This is a genomic window from Acidobacteriota bacterium, assembly GCA_016196035.1.
GTDB lineage: Bacteria > Acidobacteriota > Blastocatellia > RBC074 > RBC074 > JACPYM01.
In genome coordinates this window covers 134,428-156,170 of record JACPYM010000010.1, presented here as the reverse complement: position 1 = coordinate 156,170, position 21,743 = coordinate 134,428, and the positions used below count along the sequence as shown (strand labels likewise).

At 61.7% G+C, this 21,743-nt stretch carries 6 protein-coding genes; all 6 read right to left on the bottom strand.

Annotation, left to right across the window (positions count from 1 at the left end; genetic code table 11):
* Nucleotides 1–41: 41 nt before the first annotated feature.
* Nucleotides 42–704, bottom strand: a complete 663-nt coding sequence (locus HY011_04300) for a hypothetical protein (GenBank protein ID MBI3422136.1) — start codon at nucleotides 702–704, stop codon at nucleotides 42–44.
* A 125-nt stretch (nucleotides 705–829) separates the two neighbouring features.
* The gene (locus HY011_04295) at nucleotides 830–3,556 is read right to left on the bottom strand and encodes a hypothetical protein (protein MBI3422135.1); all 2,727 of its coding nucleotides are present in this window, start codon (nucleotides 3,554–3,556) and stop codon (nucleotides 830–832) included.
* 59 nt (nucleotides 3,557–3,615) lie between these two features.
* Nucleotides 3,616–15,405, bottom strand: a complete 11,790-nt coding sequence (locus tag HY011_04290) for a LysM peptidoglycan-binding domain-containing protein (GenBank protein ID MBI3422134.1) — start codon at nucleotides 15,403–15,405, stop codon at nucleotides 3,616–3,618.
* A gap of 30 nt (nucleotides 15,406–15,435) precedes the next feature.
* The gene (locus HY011_04285; GenBank protein MBI3422133.1) at nucleotides 15,436–16,581 is read right to left on the bottom strand and encodes a hypothetical protein; all 1,146 of its coding nucleotides are present in this window, start codon (nucleotides 16,579–16,581) and stop codon (nucleotides 15,436–15,438) included.
* 14 nt (nucleotides 16,582–16,595) lie between these two features.
* Nucleotides 16,596–20,057, bottom strand: a complete 3,462-nt coding sequence (locus tag HY011_04280) for a hypothetical protein (protein ID MBI3422132.1) — start codon at nucleotides 20,055–20,057, stop codon at nucleotides 16,596–16,598.
* A gap of 226 nt (nucleotides 20,058–20,283) precedes the next feature.
* The gene (locus HY011_04275; protein ID MBI3422131.1) at nucleotides 20,284–21,534 is read right to left on the bottom strand and encodes a hypothetical protein; all 1,251 of its coding nucleotides are present in this window, start codon (nucleotides 21,532–21,534) and stop codon (nucleotides 20,284–20,286) included.
* Between the last annotated feature and the right edge of the window lie 209 nt (nucleotides 21,535–21,743).

Here is a 21,743-nt window from a genome sequence, read left to right as displayed (position 1 = left end):
TTATACACGACAAGGCTCTTTGCTGACGACTTTCAATCTTTCTATTTGATGGCATTCACCTGCTGCCCGCCCTCCGCCGCAGTGTTCACCTGCTGCGGATTATTGATCGTGACCGGCGACGAATAACGCCGCAAATCCCGCATCGCCCGTAACGTCCGCTGAAAGGCCCGCAAATAACGGTCAGCCATCTGCGCCGCGTGCTCGACGGCTTCTTGTTCGTGCGCATAGGGCGGATTCCAATAACCGTGCCCACGCTCACGCGGGTAGCCCTGTTCCCGATAAGCCTTGTCCTTTATCCACGCGGGCGGATCGGCACGCATTTCGGTTTCCGTGCGGGTGACTGAGACTTCGTTCCAATACAGATACAAGACGAATGATTGCGTCAGCATATCAATCAGCGCCAGATCAATGCCGCCTTGCGGCTGCCATTGTGCAATGAAGGATTCGCGGATGGCGAGGTATTGCGCGCGCCGCCACGCCTCGCGCCTCCACTCCACCGGCTCAAAGACTTTGGCCGCGCGATGGACGCTCTCGCATTCGTTGCGCGCTTCGTCCTTGACCAACCGCCAGACGGCGCGCGGCAGTTTGAGTTCACGATTCACGGCGGCTAGCGTGCGGCGCTCCCCACGCACTGTTTCGGTCTTTAACCGCTCAGGCTGGAATTTTTCAACATCGGAATGCGTCAGTGAACGAAGCTGGCGCATCCCAAAGTAATCTTTCAGCACAACCCTTTTCACGTCAGCCCAAAGCACGGGTCATATTCGGCACACCATCAAGCACGCTGCCGAACATTACTGGTGTCTGCCATTACTTGGCCCTTACTTGGCCCTTACTTGGCGGAAAACGTCCACTGGTAATTGCCCTGGGCGAGGGGGGAGCCGTCAGGATTGGTCAGCTTGGTGTTCAGGGCGAGTATGCCTTCTTTATCGTCGCCCAGTTGCTGAATTCTGACCGACCCTTTCTTCTGCACGCCGGGGCCGGAGACGAGCGCGCCCGTAAAACCGGCTTGACGGTCATCGCCCTTCAGTTTCCAGTAAACGTCCAGCCGATTGACGTCGGAGATGCAGTAGAGCGGGCCGCGCGTCCATCTGCCGCCGCCAGAGTAATCGCCGTTGCCCGTGGAGTTGAGCAACTCGAACGTGTTCGCGGTGGCGTTGGCGACGGTCCAGGTACCGTTGGCGGCGGTGTTGCCGCCAACCTGGTCAATCGTCACCGTCTCACCGTTGGCGAGGTTGTGCTTGGGCGAAGTGATCGTGATCGGAGCGGCATTCGTGGCGCCCGTGATGCCAAGGTAAAAGCGCACCGTTTTATTCGGATCCCAGTCTCCGTTGCCGCTCACGGGGCCATACACCGCCTGGATGGCCCATTCATTTTGGTTCGGCAGGCCAGCGCCGCCGCCGATGGTGAGTTGAAGCCTGGCCGCTTCGCCCGCGCCGACATCAGCCGTGTCATCGTCCAGCGAGAAACCGTACCCAGAAAAGCCCAACTGCACGTGCACGAACCAGACGAATGGATCGAGGTTGAACGCGTTAAAGGTCAGGCCGCAGCGCGGCACACGCGGGTCGGGATACCAAATCTGCTGGTTGTTGCTGTCGAATTCAGGGAAACGCGTAAAATCGGTGACCCCGCGCAAGACGGATTTGATCATGTCGCGGATCATGGCCGAGATCGCCAGACCGTCCGTCGAAAACCTGCGCGCATCGGTATCAAAGATGAATCCCATGTTCCCTCCGATCACATTATTCATGAGTTCGAGCACGTGGGGGGTCTTGACCAGGGGGTCAGGGTTCTTCGGGATTTGGGCCATCGAGGCCATGATTTGATAGACCTTTTTGGCAAACTCCAGCGGGTCGCGCGCGGGTTCTTTCGGGTCCTGGGAAAAATCCAGGGTAAACAAACTTGCCGGCGTTAAGGGCAGCGGTTGCGGCTTCACCAACGTGTACATCTGATTTTCTGTGAGCGGGTGATTTTCTCGCGCCAGTTGGCTCAGGATGACCGATTTCTTGTCCGCGGCAAGCGCCAGGATCGTGACCCCGCCTGTCTCTTTGCCGGGATTCGGACTGTTCAGACCTGCGCCGGTCACTTGCATGCCTTCGACCAAGCCGGTCACCGGTTCGCTGAAAGTCAGCGTCGCGCTATTCACTGTGACAGCGCCCCTGACCGTCTGCGGCGGGGTGCTTTGCGTTTGGGTCAGATAGTAATTCGCCCATGAATACCAGAGCTTGATCAGCGCGGCGGAGGCATAATCAGTGACCGGCCTGAAGAAGTCGAAGTTGCACCCTTGCTGCGAAGCGACCAGTTCCTTGTCCATCTGAAGCGTGCTGGGGTCACCCGCGCCTGTGCTGACATGAAGAATCCGGGCGATCTTGGTTCCCGGTTGAATCGGATTTTTCTGGCCCGCTGGCGCGTAGCCTTGGATCGTGAATTCGGGTTGCAATTGTTTGACCTTATCCACGTCTTCGTTCGGGCTGAGCGTCAGTATGTTGCCAGTCGAAGCCGTCCCTGCGCCTCCGATATTCACCCTGATAGGCCCCGTGCCGCCGCTCGACAGCATGAAATGATTGTTGGTCACGTCATAACTGGAGAGTGCGCCCGCCAAAGGGCTTTGCGCGAAGATATTTTGACCGGCGGGTAGCTTGACCTCGCCAATCGGATCGGGGGGGATATTGTAGACAGGCCAACCATTGCCGCCAAAATACTGGCCCAGCAGCTTATTGCCGGGGGCGGCGGTAAAGGCCTCGATTTTGGTTTGGAGATCCTCAGGCTTGTCTATGGAGCCGATCCAACCGTATGGCCCGCGATTCTGGTTAAAGGGAGTCGGCGGCGCGGGGACGGGAACATCGAGGGCTTCCATCGCAACCGGGAGGAACATGCTATCCACATAAGAGACATCGTAATTGATGAGCGTGACTTTCTGGTTAGACGGGATCAAATGATGGGTACGCTCATTGATTTGCGGATTGCTCAAATACTCCTGATCTCGAATCGTCCATTCCAGCAGTTGATCCGGCGAATCGAGCGCGGGGCCGATGAGGCTGGCCCGATACCACATGACCACTCCGTCCTTTTGCGGGTCGGGCGGGGACGTGTCATGCGGGTCTGCGTGTTCGGCGGCAACGATGACGCGTTGCGCGTTGGCAGCGTAATGAAGCGGGTTGGGAGCGCCCGCGTCCGGCGTCAGGTATCTGCCATCGGTCACAATGCCCATGCGTGCGCCATTCCAGAAAACCAGCGGCACCCGGATGGTGATGGTATGGCCCGTTGGCAGGCCGAAATAGTATTGATTGTCGTCCCCCTGGTAACCGATGTAGCCGCGATATTCCGTCCTAACCGGGTCGTAAGGATCATATAAACCCGCGCCGCTTCCCTGCGCCGTCTCAGCCTCGTTGCCATCCCGCATGACCGGATAAACGGGGAAAGCGGCGTTATTCGTGAGCTTCAGGGTCTTCAGCGGTATTTGGTTGTGATCCGTGTCAAAAGCATAAACCAGCACCTTCTGAACCAGCGACTTCTGTGGATCGTTGGGCGACGGATCGAAAGGGGTTTTTGCGGGCATTTGGTACTTCGTCTCCGTTGCCGGCTCCATCTCCACTTCATGATTCGCTCTTACGTTGTTCATCGGAGGCCTCCAAGGTTTTGCGTGGGCGGGGCGTCAAGTTGATATTGCAAACTTGCCGTGTGAATCAGCGGTTGCAACTGGCTATCGCCGGCATAGACAGTCAGATCGAACAGATACAATCCGCGCGGCGGCAGCGGGTCGTGCTGGGGCTGGGCGCGCCAGGCGTCGAGCACGGCTTGCACCTGGCTGACGAAACTGCCCGCTTGCGTCCAATCCCAATCACTCGCCGGGTTGAAAGCAAACGCCGGAATCAGTGTGATCGGCACCAGCGGGCTAAGCGCCGTCAGTGTTGATTCATCCGGCGTGCTTTGCGCCAGCGGGTAAGCATAGGCCGCCGCCAGCCGCATCGTCAGCGCGCCGGTCTGGCCGCTAAAGAGCTGCTTTAGAAATTCGCCGAGCGCCTGCGCGACGCTGCTTATCACCGACGGGAGCGTGTTCACCGTGTTCAGCGGGATGGTGTTTTCGGCGTTCACCAACGGCACCGCCGCGCTGGCAAAATTGACCAGCGGCGTGCGGTAAACAAACGCCGGGTTGGTGGGCGCCGCCACCAGATTCAGGTTGCGCGCGATCTCGACACCCGCGCGCCCGTTTTGCCGCGCCAGGATGTTCACCGCGCGGAAGAGAAAACTCTGCGGCGCGCTCAGCGTCGTGCCGGCGGGCAGCAACGATTCCGCCGCCGTGCCGCCGCCGCTGGTGGCGTCGGGCGTGTTGGGTTGTGGGAAGGTGATCGTCAGCGGCGTCGGCACAGACGACACCGCGAAGGTGCCGTTGAAGCTGGCGTCGGCGACACCGCTGATATTCGCGCGCGCGCCCGGATTCAGGGCGTGCGGCGCGGTCGTGGTGATCGTTGTCAGGCCTTGCGCCCGGGCGGCCCCGCCCGCCTTGACCGGCGCAATCGTCCAACTGGCCGGTTGATGGCTGCCGTCCACGCTAAAGACAAAGCGTTGCGCCAGGGCCGCGTCCGCCGGGATTTTGGCCGAGGCCGGGTATTGATAAACAGCCTGCGCGGCGTTGGCCGCAAGCTGCGCGAGTTGATATTCGGTGTTGTTATAACTGGCGAACACGTCCGGCCAAAGCTGGCTGGGGTTCGGTTTGGCTTGCCCCGTCGCGGGATCAACCGCCGCCAGCGTCAATGTCGTCAGCACCGGCGCGGCGTCGGCGCTCTGCTGTTTTTGTAGCTGATAGTTGAACGTATCAGTCACCAGCAGCGCGGCGTTCGGTAGAGACTGCGCCTGCCAAGCCGCATCCACCCAACTAACCAATTGCGCGAACGCCCGCACCGCCGCGCGCGCCGTGGCCGGGGCCGCGCCCGGTGGCGTCAGCGGCAACAGGGCCAGATCGTTTTTCAACGCCGGATAGGCCGACATAAATTGCGCCAGCGCCTGGAAGATCGCCTGCACATCAACATCGGTTGGCGCTGCGCGCGGCGGCGTTTGCGCGCCCGCGTTGAACGTCACCGCAACCAGCGGCGTGTCCTGTTGCGCGTCGTCGTGCTGATAAACAAAACCGAAATCCCAATGCAGCAACTCTGCCGCCGAGGCGGGCAGCGGCACGGATTGTTGCGCGCTTTGCGTCACCAGCGAGACCGGGCTGGGATAGGCGCGCAGCGGGATCGGAATGGCTAGGTTGCCGATGATCGAATTGCACGTGCCGGTTTGCGCGGGCAGCGGCTGGATGAACTTCAGCCAGGACGAGCCTTCGTAATCGCCGATGACCGAGTGCGGGTCGGGCAGTTCCATTTCGTTGACGCTGTATTGCAGATTGAGTTGCGCCTCTTTGTGCGCGGCGGGCGCTTTGACGCTGAACAGGAACGTCGCCGTCGCGCCGCCCTCGGTCAGTCCCACTTTTGCGGTCGAAAAGCTGAAGGCATTCGGCAATTGCTGATCGCCCTGCGCCAGCACGACCTGGCCCGACAAGCGCGGCGCGGCCAGCGGGTTTTGCACAGCCGAAGTCACGCCGACCGGCACCTGCACCAGTGTGTCCACCGTGAAGGCGCTGGACAATTGCGTCAGCAACGCCTGTTGCAAGGCCGCTTGTGCATCGTCAATCGAGCCTGTGGGCGCGTCTTGCAACACCAACGTCACACGCTGGGCCAGCTTTTGCGCCAGGCTCTTCTTGTGTTCAATCACTGCCACCACATCCGCCGGACTGAGCGCGTAGGCGGGCACGGCATAGGCCGGCGACAGGAACAGGTCAATGCTTTGCAGAAAGGTATTGAGCCACACGTCCAGATCAACGGCCTGAAAAGTTTGCGTTTGCGCTGGCCCGGTGAACGGCGGCGTTTGCCCGCTGACATGCGGCCCGCTGACATGCGGCCCGCTGACATGCGGCCCGCTGACATACGGAATGATGTCCACCGGCCCGCCCAGCAACGCGGTTGAGAGCGGCGGCAACGCAAAGTAGGCGGTCTGCCCGCCCTGGAATTGATAGCCCAACTGCGGCCCCGCGCCGTTGCCGAAATTCACCGCCCAGAACGTGCTCGCATTCAGTTCGTCGCCTTCGGCCAGCGGATCGCCCGTGGCGACAAAAAGCCCGTCCAGCGCGCTTTGCAGCGCCGTGGCGAATTGGTTGAAGGTGAAGGCCGCGTTCTCATCTTCGCTTTGGTCGGGTTCGGGCCGCACACTGTAGGTTGACTGCGCCACCGCCGCGACGTTGGCGAAATCCGGGTCAACCCATTGCGGGTTGCGGTTGAGGCTGACATTGACCGCGAGCGGGAAGACCGCTTGCGCAAAGTGCGGCGTGATCGTCACGGCGTTGCTGTCGAGCGCCAGCGGCGGAACGGGCGTGATGAGAGCTTGCGGATTGATGAGGTTCGCAAGCGTCGCCACGGCCTGCGCCACGCCGGCCACGGTGTAGGCCGCACCCGCCTCGGTCAGGATGTTCGCCTGCGCCAAACGATTGACCAACGAATTGAACGTCTCGTAAGCGCCCGTCGTCAGGTTCCATTGCGGCAACGCGATCTGTGCGGCCAGCACGCCCAGCGTGGCGGCATTCGCCTGAGCCAGCGTTACGACATCGGTGTTGTAAGCCGCTGCCAACCCAGCCAGCGTGTGTTGCGCGTTCTGCCCCTGCGCAGCGCCCTGCATGGGCGGGCAAATCCAGCGGCTGCCCGGCGTGACTTCCGTTTGCAAACCGGCGTTGAGCGCCGTGAGCGCCGCCGCCGTCGTGCCGAACTTTTGCGCGATGCCGGCGAGCGTGTCGCCCTCGGCGGCAACATAGGTGCTGTATTGCGCCGCGCCCGCCACGCCAGTTGGTTGTTGCAACGCGCCGGGGATGGTCGGTTGCGCGCCGTTGATGAAAGTCTGGGCGAGATTGGCCTGTGCCAGTTGCGCCACGGTGACCTGATTCTTGCCCGCCCAACTCGCCAGCGTATCGGTCGCCGTGGGCGGCGCGGCTTGCGTGTTGAGGCCGATTTGAATGTCGGTCGTCGGCGCAAACAGGTTCTGTACTTGCGCATTGGCGGTTGCCAGCGTGGCGACAGCGCTTTTCACCAAGGCCGCCAGGCCGGCCAGCGTGTCGCCCGCGCCGCTCAAAATGTCAGTCACCTGCAACGTGACGCTGCCCGCGAACAAGTTTGTCAGCCATTGATTCGCCAGGGCCACGGCCTCGACCGTCGCGTTGAGTTGCGTGGCTGCGTTGGCAAAAGTGTCATTCTCCGCCAGCGTATATTGCTGCGTGCCGACGGTCAGCACCGTGCCCTGTTTCAACAAGCCAGGCGTCGGCGCATTCGCCACGGCCAGCGCGGCCACAGCAGCGTGCGCGCGTTGCGCCACGGCGTTTAGCGTGTCTGTGCTGGCAGCCGTAGCGGTGCGGGCGGCGGGCGCGCTCAAATCCACGCCCGCGCCCAGCGGCACTTGTGCATTCAAGGCAGCCAAGCCTGTCACCGTCAGGTGGAAGGATTGCCATTGCGGCGCGCTGACGATGCTTTGCAGCGAATCGCTTTGCACCGTCGCGTACATTTGCGGCACGCTCAGCGCCGCGCCGTCAAACAACTTGCTCAGCAGCGTATTCTGATTCGCCTCAAAAAGCTGCGGCGCGGTCACGCCGTATTGCCCGGCCAACGCGCCCACCGTCACTGTTCCGTCCAGCACCGGTTGCACGGCTTCCATGCTCGCCAGCGCGGCCAGATAAACATACGCGCCATACGCGAAGGCGAAGAACGGCGTCTTGTCGAGCGCGTAAGCCGCCGTTTGCGTATCCAGCGAAGTCTGCAACGCACACGTCAGGTCGGGCTGCGCGAGTTGATAGTAAATGCTCTGATAGCTCGCCAAATCGGCCTTGATGGCGGCTTGCGCCGCCGCGACCGGCACCGACAGCGAAGGAATGTAGCGCGCCTGCTGCATCGTCAAATTCAAGGCGATTTGCGGCGCGCCATGGGGCGAAGCGACTTGGTATGACACGGCCAGCGAAGGCCAGCTTGCCAAGCCGCTCAGCGTGTCGAAATAGCCGACCGGCACCGCGAGCGGCGGCAACACGGACTGCGCGGGCGCGTTGCCGAAGATGTCCTGCACGTCCAGGTTGAGCGTGACCGCCGCGCCCGCGCCGATGCCGTTGTACGGATTGTTTTGCGCGGCGGGCAACGCGGGCGACGTGCTGCCTTGCGGCTGCGCGGCGAAGGGATTGATGACCAGCGTTTGCTGGTAGTACCACTGCGTCGCGGGCACGTCGTCCAACGCGCGCGGCGTCAAGCCGTCGGATTGCGCCTGCCAACTATCGGCGGGCGTGGTGGGCAAGCCCTCGCAGCTTTGCAAAAACGGCCCGGCGGCGGCGATGGAAAAGCCGGTCAGGTTAAAGAGCGTGTCCACCACGTCCGTGTCCGGGTCGGGCGCGGTGCGTGTCAACTCGAAGCCGACGGTGCCCTGCGGCACGGTGGCCGCCGGTTGCAGCACGCCGTTGGCGAATTGCAGCGGCCCGCCCGCCGCCAATAGCGCGGCGGTCTGATTCGCCTCGGCCAAGGCTGTCAGGCTGCCCGCGAACTGTGCTTGCGCGATGCCGGCCAGCGTGTCGCCGTATTGAACCGTGTAGGCGGGTTTGTTCGGAACCGTGAGTTGCGCGCCGACCTGTAACGTCAGCGGCACGTGCTGATTGAAATTCGCCACGTCCTGGAAGCCATAGCTGGTGCCCCATTCCTTGTTGAAGCTGTCGGCGGCGTCAGTCAACGAATCGCCCGGCTGGACGGTGTAAAGCGCCGGTTGCACAAAGAGTGTCGTGGTTGACGTGTCAATGTTATCGCCCACGATGACGCAGTTGTTGAAAGGCAGCATGGCCGCGTCTTTGCTGGCCGTTTGCGCATCCAGCACCACCAGCAGCGACAACGCCGCCGTCGTCGCCGCGCCAAACACGCTGGCGGGCAGCGCCGCCTTGCCGTTCTCGTTGACGTAATTCAGATAGAAGCCGCCGCTGCGCGTGATGCTGGCTTCCCACAGCAAGGCCACGAAATCGGCGGTGGCGCTGAGCGGCGCGGCGTAGATGCTGGTCGGGTCAACTGTGGCGAAGGCCGCGAAGTCGCCGCCGCCGCTGTGCGTCAGCGTCGAAAGATTCGTCTTGAGCAAATAGCTCGCCGCCGCGTCGAGTTGATCGGACACCAAGCCGCTGGGATTGCCGCTGGCGGGATTGGGCGAGTACAGCAAATAAAGCGCCGCGCCTGTGCCGCTGTGTGTAGACAGGTATTGATAAACCTGTTGCAGCAAGGCCGCGCCCGTGTCATCCGCGCCGTTGATGACATAAGCGTTCGCGACGGCGGGTGTGGGTTGATCGGTCGCGGGCAGCGCGATCTCGACATCCACGATGGTGGCCCAGGCGTAACAGTTGGCTTCGTCCGCCGTCACCGGTTGGCTGGGGTCGTGATGTTTGGCCGCGACCAATTCATACAACAACGCCGTGCTGTTTTGCGCATTGGCGGCAGCCAGTTGCTGCACCAGCGAATCTGGGAAGAGCCAGAGCGAGGGATTCCCTGCCACGCCGCCGCTGCTCAAACAACCGCCCGGTAATACCGCCGCCTGCCACGCGATATGATTTTGCAGCGCCAGCCGGGGCGGCGTCATTTGATAGAGCGCCAGCCGCGTCAGCGTTTCCACCCGCGGCGCGATGGGGCTATTCGCAATCGTGCCGATCAACGTTTGCTGATCCGCCGTTAAACCGAAGGTGGCCGACGCCGCGCCGTTGATTTGCAACCAGGGCACGCTGGCCGCGTTGGCAAGCGTGAGTTGGTACGCGCCCAGCTTCGCCGCCGGTTGCGCGTATTGCTGCCCCGTCAGTTGATAAAGCGGCAGCGTCTTGATCGGCCCCAGCTTCGCCGGGTCGGACATGTCCGCCAGCGTCAGCCCCTGGAAATACGCATCGTTCGGATCAGGCAGCCGCAATCCCGATAACAGGAAACGCGAGACCTGGCCCGAGGCGTTGTTCCATTCGGCCTGATTAAGCAGACCGGCCAGCAAAAGCGGCACGGCGATGCTCGGCAAATCGCTGACGGTCAGCGTCTGCTGTGCCGCAAAGAGGCCCGCGACGTTGACGGCCTGGGTGGCGACTTCCCGCAAGCTCAGATCGAATTTGGCCGCGATGCCGCTGAAAGTATCGCCTGCCTGATTCTCTGTCTTGGCGCTGGCCGCGTATTGCAACGGCACGTGCAAGACGGCCTGCGGCGCGAGCAATGGCGTATTCGCAGGCACGGCGGCCAGCTTGGTTTGAATGAGGGCGGGCGTCGTCAGCAGCGTCGTCGCCAGTGTGTTGATCGAATCGCCCGCCGCCAACGCGCGCAGCACCGGCGGCAATTCAACGTCAGTGTTCGGCGGCAATGTTTGCGTGGGGTCGGTGGGCAGCTTCGGATTGAGCGCTTGCAATTGCGCCAGGAAGCCCGTCACGTTGAGCAGCCCTTGCGCGAAGGCCAGCGGATAAGCCGCGATCAGCGTCAAGGTGTCGCCCGGCGCGACGCTGTACACGTTGCCCTGCGGCACGTTGATGGCTTGCGGATAAGCCGCGACGCCGTTGCCGCTGCTGGCATCGGGCAGGCCTGTTTGCTGATAGGTGAAGCTCAACGGCGTGAGCACGTCCGCCACGTTGAAGCTGCCATTGAAGCTCGCATCGCTGACGCCCGCGAGGTTGACCGGCGCGCCCTGTGTCAAACCGTGCGGCGTGAGCGTCGTAATCGTCGCCGTGCCGCCCGCGCGCACCGCGCCAGTTTGCGGCGCGATCAACACGGCCAGCGGCTGGTTCGGGCCGGTGATGCCAGGGTTGGCTTGCGACAGCGCCTGCACCGCCGGGCCAAGCCCGTTGAGCGAATTGATGACTGACTGGCCAGCCACGCGCAACAGCAACCGCACGGCAATCAGGTTGAGCGTGTCATTGGTTTGTGTCGTGTAAACCAGATCATTGAACGTCACCGCCAGTCCGGTGTTGTAGATGCCGGTGGCGGCGGCGTTGGCGTCGAACAGGTCGGTGACGGTGTAGGGCTGACCATTGGCGTTGCGTGCGCCTTGTTGCGCGAACTGCGCGGCGATGTTGGCAACGGTATCGCCGCTGCGCACCTGGCGCACGACGTTGGGCAGCGTGAACAGCGCGCCTTGCGCCAGCACTGGATTGTCCTGATTCGGCGCGACGAGGCGCAGCGGTTCGGCGGTCAGCGTTGCATCCAAAATGGCCGCGATGTCGCCAATGCTTTGCGCCGTCGGCGTCTCGTAACGGTAGCTTTGCAACAGGTCGAGCGCCGCTTTGATGCCCGCCGACATAAGCATGTTGAAGTAGTGCGTAAAGATCACCGTCGCATACGAGATGGGCGGCGGATCCGTCAACGCCGCGTTTCTGCTCTGGCTGTTGTTGCGCTCCTGGAATTGCGTTTGCAGCAGTTGGAAGTAAGCGGCGGCCTTCGCCTGATAGCTCTCGTCCACGCTGTTGAAGCTGCCGAAATCAACGGACGTGCCCGCCGTATCGCTCAGCTTGATGGCCGGAATCATCGGGAAGAAAGCCACGCCGGTCGTCTCATCCACCGTGCCGCCGCTGCTTTGCGCGTCCGCCGCGTCTTGCGCATAAGTGAAGGTCGTGGCACCGGCAGTGGCGACGGTGAATTGGCCGTTGAAGGAAGCATCGGTCACGCCCGCGATCACGATGGCGTCGCCCGCCGTCAACCCGTGCGGCGCGGGCGTCGTGATCGTCACCACCATGCTGGCGCGCGCCGCCGTCTCAATCGTCCATTGCGAAGCCGTCGCCACGTTGAAGACGAAATTGGCCGCCAGGAAGTTGGTCAGCGTGGTGTAATCGAACGCGGCTGCCACTGTCTCCGGCTGTTTCAATTGCTGCTGCAAGCTTTCCAGATCGTCCGCCGAGACTGCGCTGAGGCCGCCGGTTTGCGCGTGAATGGCCCAGAGCAGCATGGCTTCCAGCAGTTGATTGAAGGCCGCCGTGTGCGGGGCCGCGCCAAAGAGCGCGCGGTGTTCGCTGAGCGTTTGCGCCGCCGGGTCAACCGAGTTTTCCGCCGTGAAGAGCAGCACGGCATCCACACCCTGCGCGTCGCTTTCGGATTTGGTGAACGAGGGCAACGCGCGCAGCGTCAGCGTCTGCACTTGCGAAAACACCAGCACTGCTGGCCAATCCAGGTTGCTGGTTGAATTCGCCAGCAAGGCCGCCACACGCGCGCTGCGCAAAGCACGCGCATAGCCCGCGTGCCGCAGCACCGTCGAATGCAGCGTTTGCTGTCCGCGCAATTGCCGCAGCGCGCCCTTGCTTGAGGAAGCGCCACTGCCATCAGCCAGCACCCAGGGCGTCGGCGTCGCGTGGCCGATGGTGAACGAGGCGTGCACGTTCGCGCTGAAGCTGAGATGAATCGTGAAGAATAAAATCTTGACGCTCAGCCGCACCGAAACGCCCGCGCTCAGTTCGATATAAATCGGCTGGTGCGCCTCGATGGTCAGCGTCACGGTGGCGTAAGCGGTGACATCCAAACTGGCGCTGATGATGGCGAAATTGATCGTCGCGTAGAGTTTGCCGACAATCGAGATGCTGCCCTGGAACCAGTAATACATCTCCTTCGGCGCGGGCTGCGTCGGGTTGAACCAGCCCAGCACGCCTTGCAGGATGCCGATCACCGTGACCGTGATGCCGCCTGACAGAATGCCCTCGTCAATCGTTTTGCCGACGCCGATGGAAAGCGCCACGCCGAATTCGATCACCGGCGAGAACGTGCCGTTGCTGATCTTCGGCACGCGCGTCGAAGTCGCGCCGTCGAGCAGCGCAAAGTAAAACCCGCCGTAACCGACGAACGGGAAAACTTGCAGCGCGAACGAATTCGAGAAGTCCAGCCCTTTCGGAAAGCCGAAGTCCACGCGGAAATTGCCGTTGGTGTAAACGTCGAGCACGATGATGGGCAGCGTGACCGAGACTTCGCCGAATTGCAGGTTGCGCATCGCGTCGGGCAGCTTGAGTTCGATGTGATAGACGCCCAGGTTGTCGCTGATCTTGCGATAGAGAATCTCGAAACTCAGCCCGGCAAAAATCCTGGCCTTCTCGCCCGACAGTTGAATGAGGATGCCGTACAAATTCGGGTCGTTGAAGATGGCGCTGATCGAGAGCGTGCCCAGCACGCTGAATTGCGCGCCAATCAGCCAGTTGCTGTCCTGGCTGAAAACCAAACTGCCGTCGGCGCCGAAGTCGGGCAATTGCCCGGCCTGCGCGGGCGTGACCGAATCGTGCAGCGCTTTCATCACGGCGGCGATGGTCGCGGGCTGGTCGCCCTTGAACGCGATGTACTGGCCCAGCCCGGCGTATTGCAGATCGAAGATTTGATCGCCCTTGCCCGGCACGCTGGGCGGGCTTTGATTGATCGCGTCCCAGCCCAGCCCCGGATTGCCGGAAGCGCCGCCGAACGACTGGCCCAGGAACTTGCCTTCCAATTCGATCTGCACCGAACTGGCGGCGGACGTGCCTTTGGTGTAGGTCAGCGCGATGCCTGTGATGTCAATGAAGCCGAGATCGAGCGAAGTGTCGTAGGTCAGGTTGAGCGTGCCTTTGGTCAGGTTCAGTTGCAGCACCAGCGCATCGAGGCTGATTTCGAGCAACTTATCCCAGGGCGAGGGAAACTTGATGTCGAAGGTCGGATCAACCAGATGAACCAGGTGGTTGAGCATTGAGCCGACCGTCTCGTTGACCAGATGCATCGTCAGCACGCAATCCTGCTGATTGCTGAGCACGGCATCCACCTGCATTTCAAGCGGGCCAAGGCTCACAATGCCGTCCAGCGTAGCCGTGTAAGTCTTGGGGTCTGTGCCCGCGCCGATGTTGACCATGATGGCGCAGTTCTTGAAGCCGAGTATCTGCGTGCCAAACAGGCTGAAGCTGGCGCTGGCATAAGCGCCGATGCTGTATGCCTTGTTCGGAATATCAATCGAGATGTTGAAATTGCCGAACGCGACTTCAATATCCAACAGGTTTTGCGGGATGGTCAGCTTGCCGTCGAAAACCTTTTGGTTGAGGTCGGTCAGGTTGAAGCTGCTCATGCCCTCTTCGACGCCGGTAATCACCAGGCTGGGGATGTTGACCGTGATGGTGAAGGTCAGTTGCGAGAATTGGAAACGCGCGCTGACCAGCACGTTTTGCCGCGTGCCGCCGGGCAGGAACAGGATGCGCCATTGCAAATCGAGGGTCACGCTGTTGTCGCCCCAGAGCGGCCAGGCCGAGAGCGTGCCCACATTGACCGCGACCGAGAGTACCGAAAAACTGCGCAGCGAATAATCAACGGCGGCGCTTTTGAGGCCAAAGGTATCCAGGTATTTCAGAATGCTTTTGGCGTCACCGCTGAACAATTCATTCCAGCTCTGCCCGGCAATCAGGCTGCCCAGATTGCCCAGGCTGGTGGTGAAGGGTGCGCCCGGCAAGACCATCAACGTCAGATGATCCGGGTTACCGTTGAGCGGCATCAAGACGCGCACATCCAGCGGCATGGAAGCGCCGCTGCTATTGCCAAGCTCAACCGTCGCGCCGAGATAAATTTGAACCAGCGGCTGCGCATCAGCGGTAACCAAGGCAGCGATTGCGCCAGCCGGGGCGTATTCCAGGCTGACCCCTACGCCCAGATCTTTGAGTTTCAGCACCGTCCCAATCGCCAGCGTGGGCACGCCTAGATCGCAGGTGAGCGCCAGCGCCGTGCCTGACGCGGCTGGCGTGATGGTGCCGCTCAAGGTGAGCGCCTGGCTGTCTTCCGCCAGCAACGCGCGGGCCGGGCTGTCAGCGGTGAGGCGCGCCTCGCTGTGAGCAAGCAGCGTCGCCACATTTTGGAAGAAGCCGCTGAGTTCCAAGCCCGCATAAAAGGCCAGGCCCCGCGCCACAGTCTCGTGCGCGTCGGTGGCGAAAACCAGATGCGGCGTTTGATAAGGCACCTCGTCAAACGGCGTCCCCTGCAAATCCTTAAAGCTGTCGCTGAAATCCCAGGCGACGGTCGCCTGGCCGGCTTGCGTGAGGTTGATGTCCAGCGCAAACCCGACCTGCGCATTGCCCGCCGCGCCGACTGGGAAAACGCTCAGCGACACGTTGCGTCCGGCGAGTTGCAAAAAGTCCTGACCGGTCGCAACCGGCACCAGCGCGTTGAGCGTGAACCCGGTGGCCGGCGGATTGGCCGGGATTTGCGTGTGATCCACGGTCAGCCAAAGGATGCCGTCCGCGCGCCCCAGGTCTTGTTTGAGCAACGCACTGACCCCGGTGCGTTGCAGCGTGGCATCGCTCAATTGGATCAGGTTGGAAGGGTTGGCCGGCGGGTTGCTGGCCTGATTGATGAGCAGTGCGGCGAATTCTTGAATCGTCATGGGGATTACCTGCGCAATGAATCAGATGAATCAGATGTCGGCGACGATGGCGAGATGGTCACTGGTGCCGGGGAAATTCCCGATGTGGCCGTAGTTGTAATAAGTGCGAAACCGCTGAAGCAGCAACGCCCCGGAGTGCAGCGGATAATTGGCGAGCGCGTTCGCCATATCCGCGGGGAACCGCAGCGAACCTGCCACGCGATTGACGACGGCTTTGTTATGCGCCGGTACCACGGTATTCGTGCCGTAGCGCACGAATATGTTGTCGTAAGACGCGCTTTTCAAATAACCGCTTGGCTCTGCCTGACTGACCATCTTGGTGGTGGTCGGCCCGTCCGTAGACCTGAACACGCCATCGAAGTCGTACAGCAAGTCCGCTTCGTTAATGAAGGCCGCATTCTTACCGTCGCGAATGTCTACGTTGAAATCGCCCACGACGGCGCTGACCTCACGGTCGCCGGGGAGCGCTTCGGCCAACCCCAAGGCCCTGCAACTCGCCGCTTTCGGGTATTTGGTCGGCGTCGTATGACAGGCAAACACCTTATAGGTAATCGGATTGAGGACGCCGTGCTGGCAAAAGGTCGTCAAGACGGGCCGCCGGTCATTCGCCGTGGTGAAGAGCACCTCTTGCTGATTGGCGTCGTAAAACCGCGCTTGCGAGGCGAATTGCGTATTCGCCGGCAGCAGATTGGCCCAGAGCACCGGATAATTCGCCGCCACGACATTGACGCCCGGCACCACCGAAGGCCCGGTGGCGACATGGTTCGCGGGCCACACCCAGGGACCGGTGAAATCGAACCGGTCACCCCGGTAAAAAAAGCCGACTGCCTCGGTGTAGGTAGCCTGGGAAAGAATGTCTTTGCTAACCGTCTTCAGCGGCGGCACCAGATACCAGTTGGGGTTGATGGCGTGCAACAGTTGGTAAAGATAAATCAGCCCGTCCGGCCCGCTCCCGCTGGCCAATTCACCGACTTCGGCAACATTGGCGGGTTGCTCGCAACGCGGCTCGACGATAACCACCACGTCCGGATCGGCCAGCGTGACGGTTGACACAATGTGATCGCGGTTCGCCTGGGCAATAGCTTGGTTGAGCACCTGAAAAAAGAACGAATCGCCGGTGGCGTTTTGAATGCGTTTGAGCGTGAAAAACTGAATGTTCCAGACCAGGATGCGCATAAACCTGTCTCCTCTTATTCCTGTGAGTATGAATTGTTCGCCAGCCGCCGTTTGTCGCTGACCCCGGCGACGGTCTTGGGCGCGGGTGGCTGCTGGGCGTCCGGTTTCGCATAGGCCGCATACCAACCCAAACTGGCATTGCCGCCCGCCGTTTGTTGGGGGTCGCCGAAGAGCACGAAATTGACCTGGCCCGCCGGTGGAAAGGCGAAGCTGAGAAACTTGAAGCCAATGTTATAGAGCACTAGGATGAACGTGTCGCTCTCTGGCTTGGCAATGAGCGCCAGCGTTTTGAAGGTGATGTTGAACAGCCCCTCGATGGAAATCTCGCGTTTCGCGCCGCTCGAACCCGGCAGCTTCAAACCGGTGAAGACCTGGTAAGCGCCGCCGCTGGCCGCCACCGGACTCCAGGCCGCCGTCAAACTGGCAATGAAGCCCGCCTGGGCCGCCAGCGCGCCAGGCGAACCGAGATTCAAGTTGAAATTGAGCGAGTACCAGGGATAGCTCAAGGTGCTCTGATTGAGCGGCGTTTGCACGCTCATAAAACCCTGCCCGTCCGGCGTCGCGCCCTCGCGCGCCTGCGTGAAACCGCCGACCGTCAGCGGAAAATGCTGATAAAAACTGTTCGCCCGCGCCGTGCTCGCCGCCAGGTCAAAGGCCAGTTGCGAGGCATCGAAGGTGAATTGCGGCGTGGGCGGCGTGGCCGCCGGATCGAAATCCATCTCGATCACCAGCTTGCTGAAATTCAGTCCGGCGGGGGCGTCCGCCTTGTCCGCGCGCCCGAACGAAAACAGATCGAACCCGCTGAGCGCCCGGAAATCGAGCAAGCCCCAGAAGACGAATTGCGAGACGGTTTGCGCCGCCGTGTCTTTGCCCTGGTTCTGGCTGGTGACGGTGACGAATTGGCCTTTGGTCAGTTGCACGGCGTTCAACACATTGCTTTGCATGTTGAAGGTCGCCGCCTGCCCCGATTGCGTTTGGAACAGGTAAGACTCCTGCGTCTGGCCGTTGACGACGTGTTTTTGATATACGCCGTAAAGCTTGACGATATTGTCCGGCGTGCCCTCCAGTGTGGCCGCTTCGCCAAAGAGCGTATTGATTTGCAGATCAATCACGCTGGAAAAACCCGCCACGGCGGAGTTCAGAAAAAGCACCTTCAACTGCGCGACCTCGAATTGATAGTCGCCCAAGCCAGGCTGCAACGGCGCGGGGGCCTGGTAATGAATCAGGCCGAAGATCGAAGACGGCGCGATGGTAATCGGGCCGGGCGTGGCGGGCGCGTTGATCTTCGCGGCGTTGATGCCGACGTGGTGCGCGCGGAAGCGGCTCTGGTCAATGCCCACGGCGAGACCCGCGAGTTCGGGCGGCAATTCAGCGAGCGGCGCGCGCACGTTGAGCCAGAGAATGCCGTTCCAATGCGGATTGTTGACCGCGTTGAAAAAGGCGGCGAAATCGCTGTCGCCCGCGTCGGCCTCGGCGATGATCGTTTGAATCACGGACGCGGCATTGGCCGCCGAACCGTTGTTGAAAAAATCGCCGCTCGCCCAGGCGCTGGTTTGGCCCAGCAGAGCGGCGATGCTGAGGTCGTAAAACTTGATAATGCCGATGGTGCCGTTGGCTTGCCATTGCGCCGGATCGAGATCGAATTGCCAGGCTTCTTTGGGGTCGAGGCCGAGGATGAGCTGGTCGTATTGCGCTGGCAGCACGCCGGTCAGCTTGCCGGGATCAGAGACGACCAGAAACATTTTGCTGCTTTGAAACGCGCCCAGCAATTCGTTGGCGACATTTTCCAGGCGCAACTGGGCGGGCGTTTGTGCGCCGGATTGCGGCAAGGTCATTTGCGCCAAAACAATCTCGCCGCTCGCATAATCGGCCAGCAAGCCCTGCGGCGTCGTGTTGAAAGGGCTGGCCGGCGCGTCCGTCAAACGCGGGCGCGCCTGGGGCGGAGCCGCTGTCAGCGCCTGCCGCCGCGCCGGATTGACGATCTGCGATTCGAGTTGCTGATAAGCCGCCAGGTCTTGCCCTGACAAACCCGCGTAAGGCAAGAGGGGGAAAACCGGCGCGCTAGCCGGCGGCCATGTCAGCGTTGCCGCTTGCACGGGCACGGCGGCCAGCGCCGTGACGACCTGCGCACCCGGCGGCGTGAGCGGCAACGTGCCTGACGTGTCGTAGTTGTAGAGTACCGACTGATCGGGTTGCGCAAAGTAATCAAGCGCATCTGCCGCCGCTGTGACCGTGGCGAAGGCGGTCGTCGGCGCGTCGGTCGGTTTCAGGCTGTTGACGCCCGGCTTCTGCCCCGGTTGAAAGCCGAACGCAAAGGCCTCGTGGCCGGGAAAAAACGAAACGAGGGTTTGCAGCGCAGCTTCATTCACAGCTTCATTCGCAGCTTCGTTCGCAGCCTGGTTCAAAGTCAGGCCCACATATTCCACGCCGGAAAGACCGCACATGAGTTCGACCGCGCCGCGCCGCTGGGACTGCCACACGAAATCGCCGCGCGGCACCAGGTAATACGGGTCGCTCGCGGATTGCGCGCTGGCCCCCTGGTTGACGGCGAAAACCAGCGCGGCAAACGCGGTGCTGGCCGCGCTCGCCGGCAGTGGCAAGAGGCTCAAGGCATCGCCCAGCGTGCCGCTGTAATACGTCGTGACCGCCGGAGCCGCGCCCGCCGCCGCTTGTCCGGCATCGGCGCCGTTGAAGGCAAAAAAGCTGCGGGCCGGATTCAACGCCGCCAACGGATCGAGATTGGCATAGAGCGTTAGCCCCTGGCTGAACACCGGGTAGCGCATTGTCCCCAAAAAGAAATCAGCGTCGCCGGCCATCCCGCCGCTTGCGTCAAACGCCTCGGCGTAAAAGTAACGCAGCCCAATATCCAAATCCGCCAGGTTGTCTACGCTATGCGCCGGGTCGAATTGCAGCGGCAGCGTGAATTGCAAACAACCCGCCAGCGCGCCCATGAGCGGCACGCTGAGTTGCGGCCCCAGGTTGTAAAGCGTCGTCGTGGCCGTTTGCAGGAAAAAATCCTGCGCCGTGGCGGCGGTGAAGCTGAACGCGGCGTTGGCTTCGTCAAGGGTAGCGGCGGCTCCGGCTTGCAGCGTGAACGTCAGGTTTTGAAAGACAAAGCTGGCCGCCGCCGCTGTTGTGCTGTTGCCTTGCGGCGCGTTGAGGGCGATGTTCTGGCCGGTCAGCAACTGCCCCTCGTAAGGCGGATTGAACCAGACGAAGCGCGTTTGTTGCATACGCGGGTCGGCCAAAAATTTCTGAGCCGCGTTGACGAACGTCTGTGCCTGCCCGGCGGCCAGCGGTTGTGCGAGGAACAGATAAACGCCGCTGAACAGCTTCCACGAATCCGCCAGGGCAATGGCCGCGGGCGTACTCGCGCTGCCCGGCGGCAACAGATAAAGCAACGTGCCCGCCGGGGCCGCGCCATTGTCAGCGGCAACGTAAAGAAGCGGTACCTCCGCATTTTGCTGAAATTGCATGGGTCGTCCTTTCTGCTTTTTCTGGTCTGCCTTTTTCTGGTCTGCCTTTCGGTAGTGGGTCAATGGGGAGAGAACTGAGCCGCAGATCAACGCGGGGCACGCCGATCAAGCCGCTTGGGTCACTGGGTTGAGCAGCGTTTTTCAGCGTTCATCGGCGGCACGACATCTCCTCTTTGAGCCACCACCCTAGCGGAGGCGTTACCGTGGCCAGGGCGCGTGCGCCGAGTTAGCCCAAAAGACTCAGCGTAATGTTGTCGCCGGCAATCAGCGGCACATCGAACAAGGCGGCGGAGAGCGACGGCAAGCCGCGCGCGGGCGTCAGCGGCTGGCTCACTATCCGGGTACACCAATTCGCCAGGTCATTGAAGGCCAGCGGGCGCTTTACCGTCACGAGTTGCTGATTGACGTCGAGCGGCACCGCGGTGAAGCGTTCGATGATTTGCGTGATCGTGGTGCCCAGCGAAACGTATTCGAGCGCCGCTTCGCCATTGACCGTCAGCCAGATCGGGATTTCGGGCACGATCACGGCGCGGCCCAAAAAGACTGCGGTCAGGCTCTCGGCGCCGGGGTTCGGATATTCGCTGGTCGCCTGATTGAGCGCCGCCAGCGTGGCCGCTCCAAGCAAAGCCACGTTGTCGCCGATTTTGGTGTCGCCGGTCGCGCTGGGCGGCGGAATGCTGGCTGGGTAAAACAATCGCCAATAGGTTTGCAGACCCGACACCGGTTGCAGATCGAACAACCCGCCGGCCACCAATGGCGTTGTGCCCGCGCCCTGAATCACCGGCGCGCGCAGCGCGCCCAGGAAGGGATCGAACACCACTTGGCGCGGCCCGCTGCCGTTCGGGATGGAGCTGATGTAATACAAGAACCGTCCGCTGCCCACGTAAAAATTGGACGGCGCGCCGGGCGCCGTGAACTGCTTCATCTCGGTCTCGACGCGCATACGCATACCGGGCCGCAAATCCACGTAAGCATTCCCATTGAGCGGCGGCAAGCCAGACGAAAGCGCGTAGCGGTAAAAGAGCGTATCGGTCAGCGGCGCGGGCAGGTTGTCGGCGATTTGCTGGCCAATGCGGAAGGTCGCGCCCGGCACCAGCAACGGAGTCGGATTCAGTTTGCTTTCGATTTCGAACTGAGTTTCGAGGTTTGCCAGGAAGTCCGCGAAGCTGGTCATGAGCGCCTGCCGTCCGTCCTTATCCGCAATAAAGGGACTCGCCCCCAGCGAAATGCGGATGTTGGCATAAACATTGGCTGGCGTGGGCGCGCCGGTTTGCGGCTGTTGCACCAGACTGAAGCTGAAATTCGCATTGGCGTAGTTTTTCGTAATGTCGCCCGCGCCTGTCCAGAGCAAAGGGATTTGCAACTGAGAGACGGTGCCAAAGGACGGCGGCAAAAGAAACAACACGGGGCTGGTGGCGGCGGCGGGCGTGTAGGGAAAGACCTGATAAGAGCCTCCCGGATTCGATAGCGTGTTCATAGCACTGACAGCGCGGAAACGCGGCGCGTCCCGGCGCTTTGCCTCCCTGGGGAATTGGCGGCGGCTAAAGCGGCAGCAGGCGCTTGACGTACACGCCCGGCCTCGCGGACCTCAACCGCGCCAGTAAATCATCGAACTTGATAATGTGAAATTGGGGTAACGAGAACGTCAGCGGGTATCTTCAGGGTATCTGTCGGTAACGCAAATGC

Coding starts and splice junctions, on each gene's coding strand:
- HY011_04300 (MBI3422136.1), bottom strand. CDS start 704: ATGCGCCAGCTTCGTTCACTGACGCATTCCGATGTTGAAAAATTCCAG.
- HY011_04295 (MBI3422135.1), bottom strand. CDS start 3,556: ATGCCCGCAAAAACCCCTTTCGATCCGTCGCCCAACGATCCACAGAAG.
- HY011_04290 (MBI3422134.1), bottom strand. CDS start 15,405: ATGACGATTCAAGAATTCGCCGCACTGCTCATCAATCAGGCCAGCAAC.
- HY011_04285 (MBI3422133.1), bottom strand. CDS start 16,581: ATGCGCATCCTGGTCTGGAACATTCAGTTTTTCACGCTCAAACGCATT.
- HY011_04280 (MBI3422132.1), bottom strand. CDS start 20,057: ATGCAATTTCAGCAAAATGCGGAGGTACCGCTTCTTTACGTTGCCGCT.
- HY011_04275 (MBI3422131.1), bottom strand. CDS start 21,534: ATGAACACGCTATCGAATCCGGGAGGCTCTTATCAGGTCTTTCCCTAC.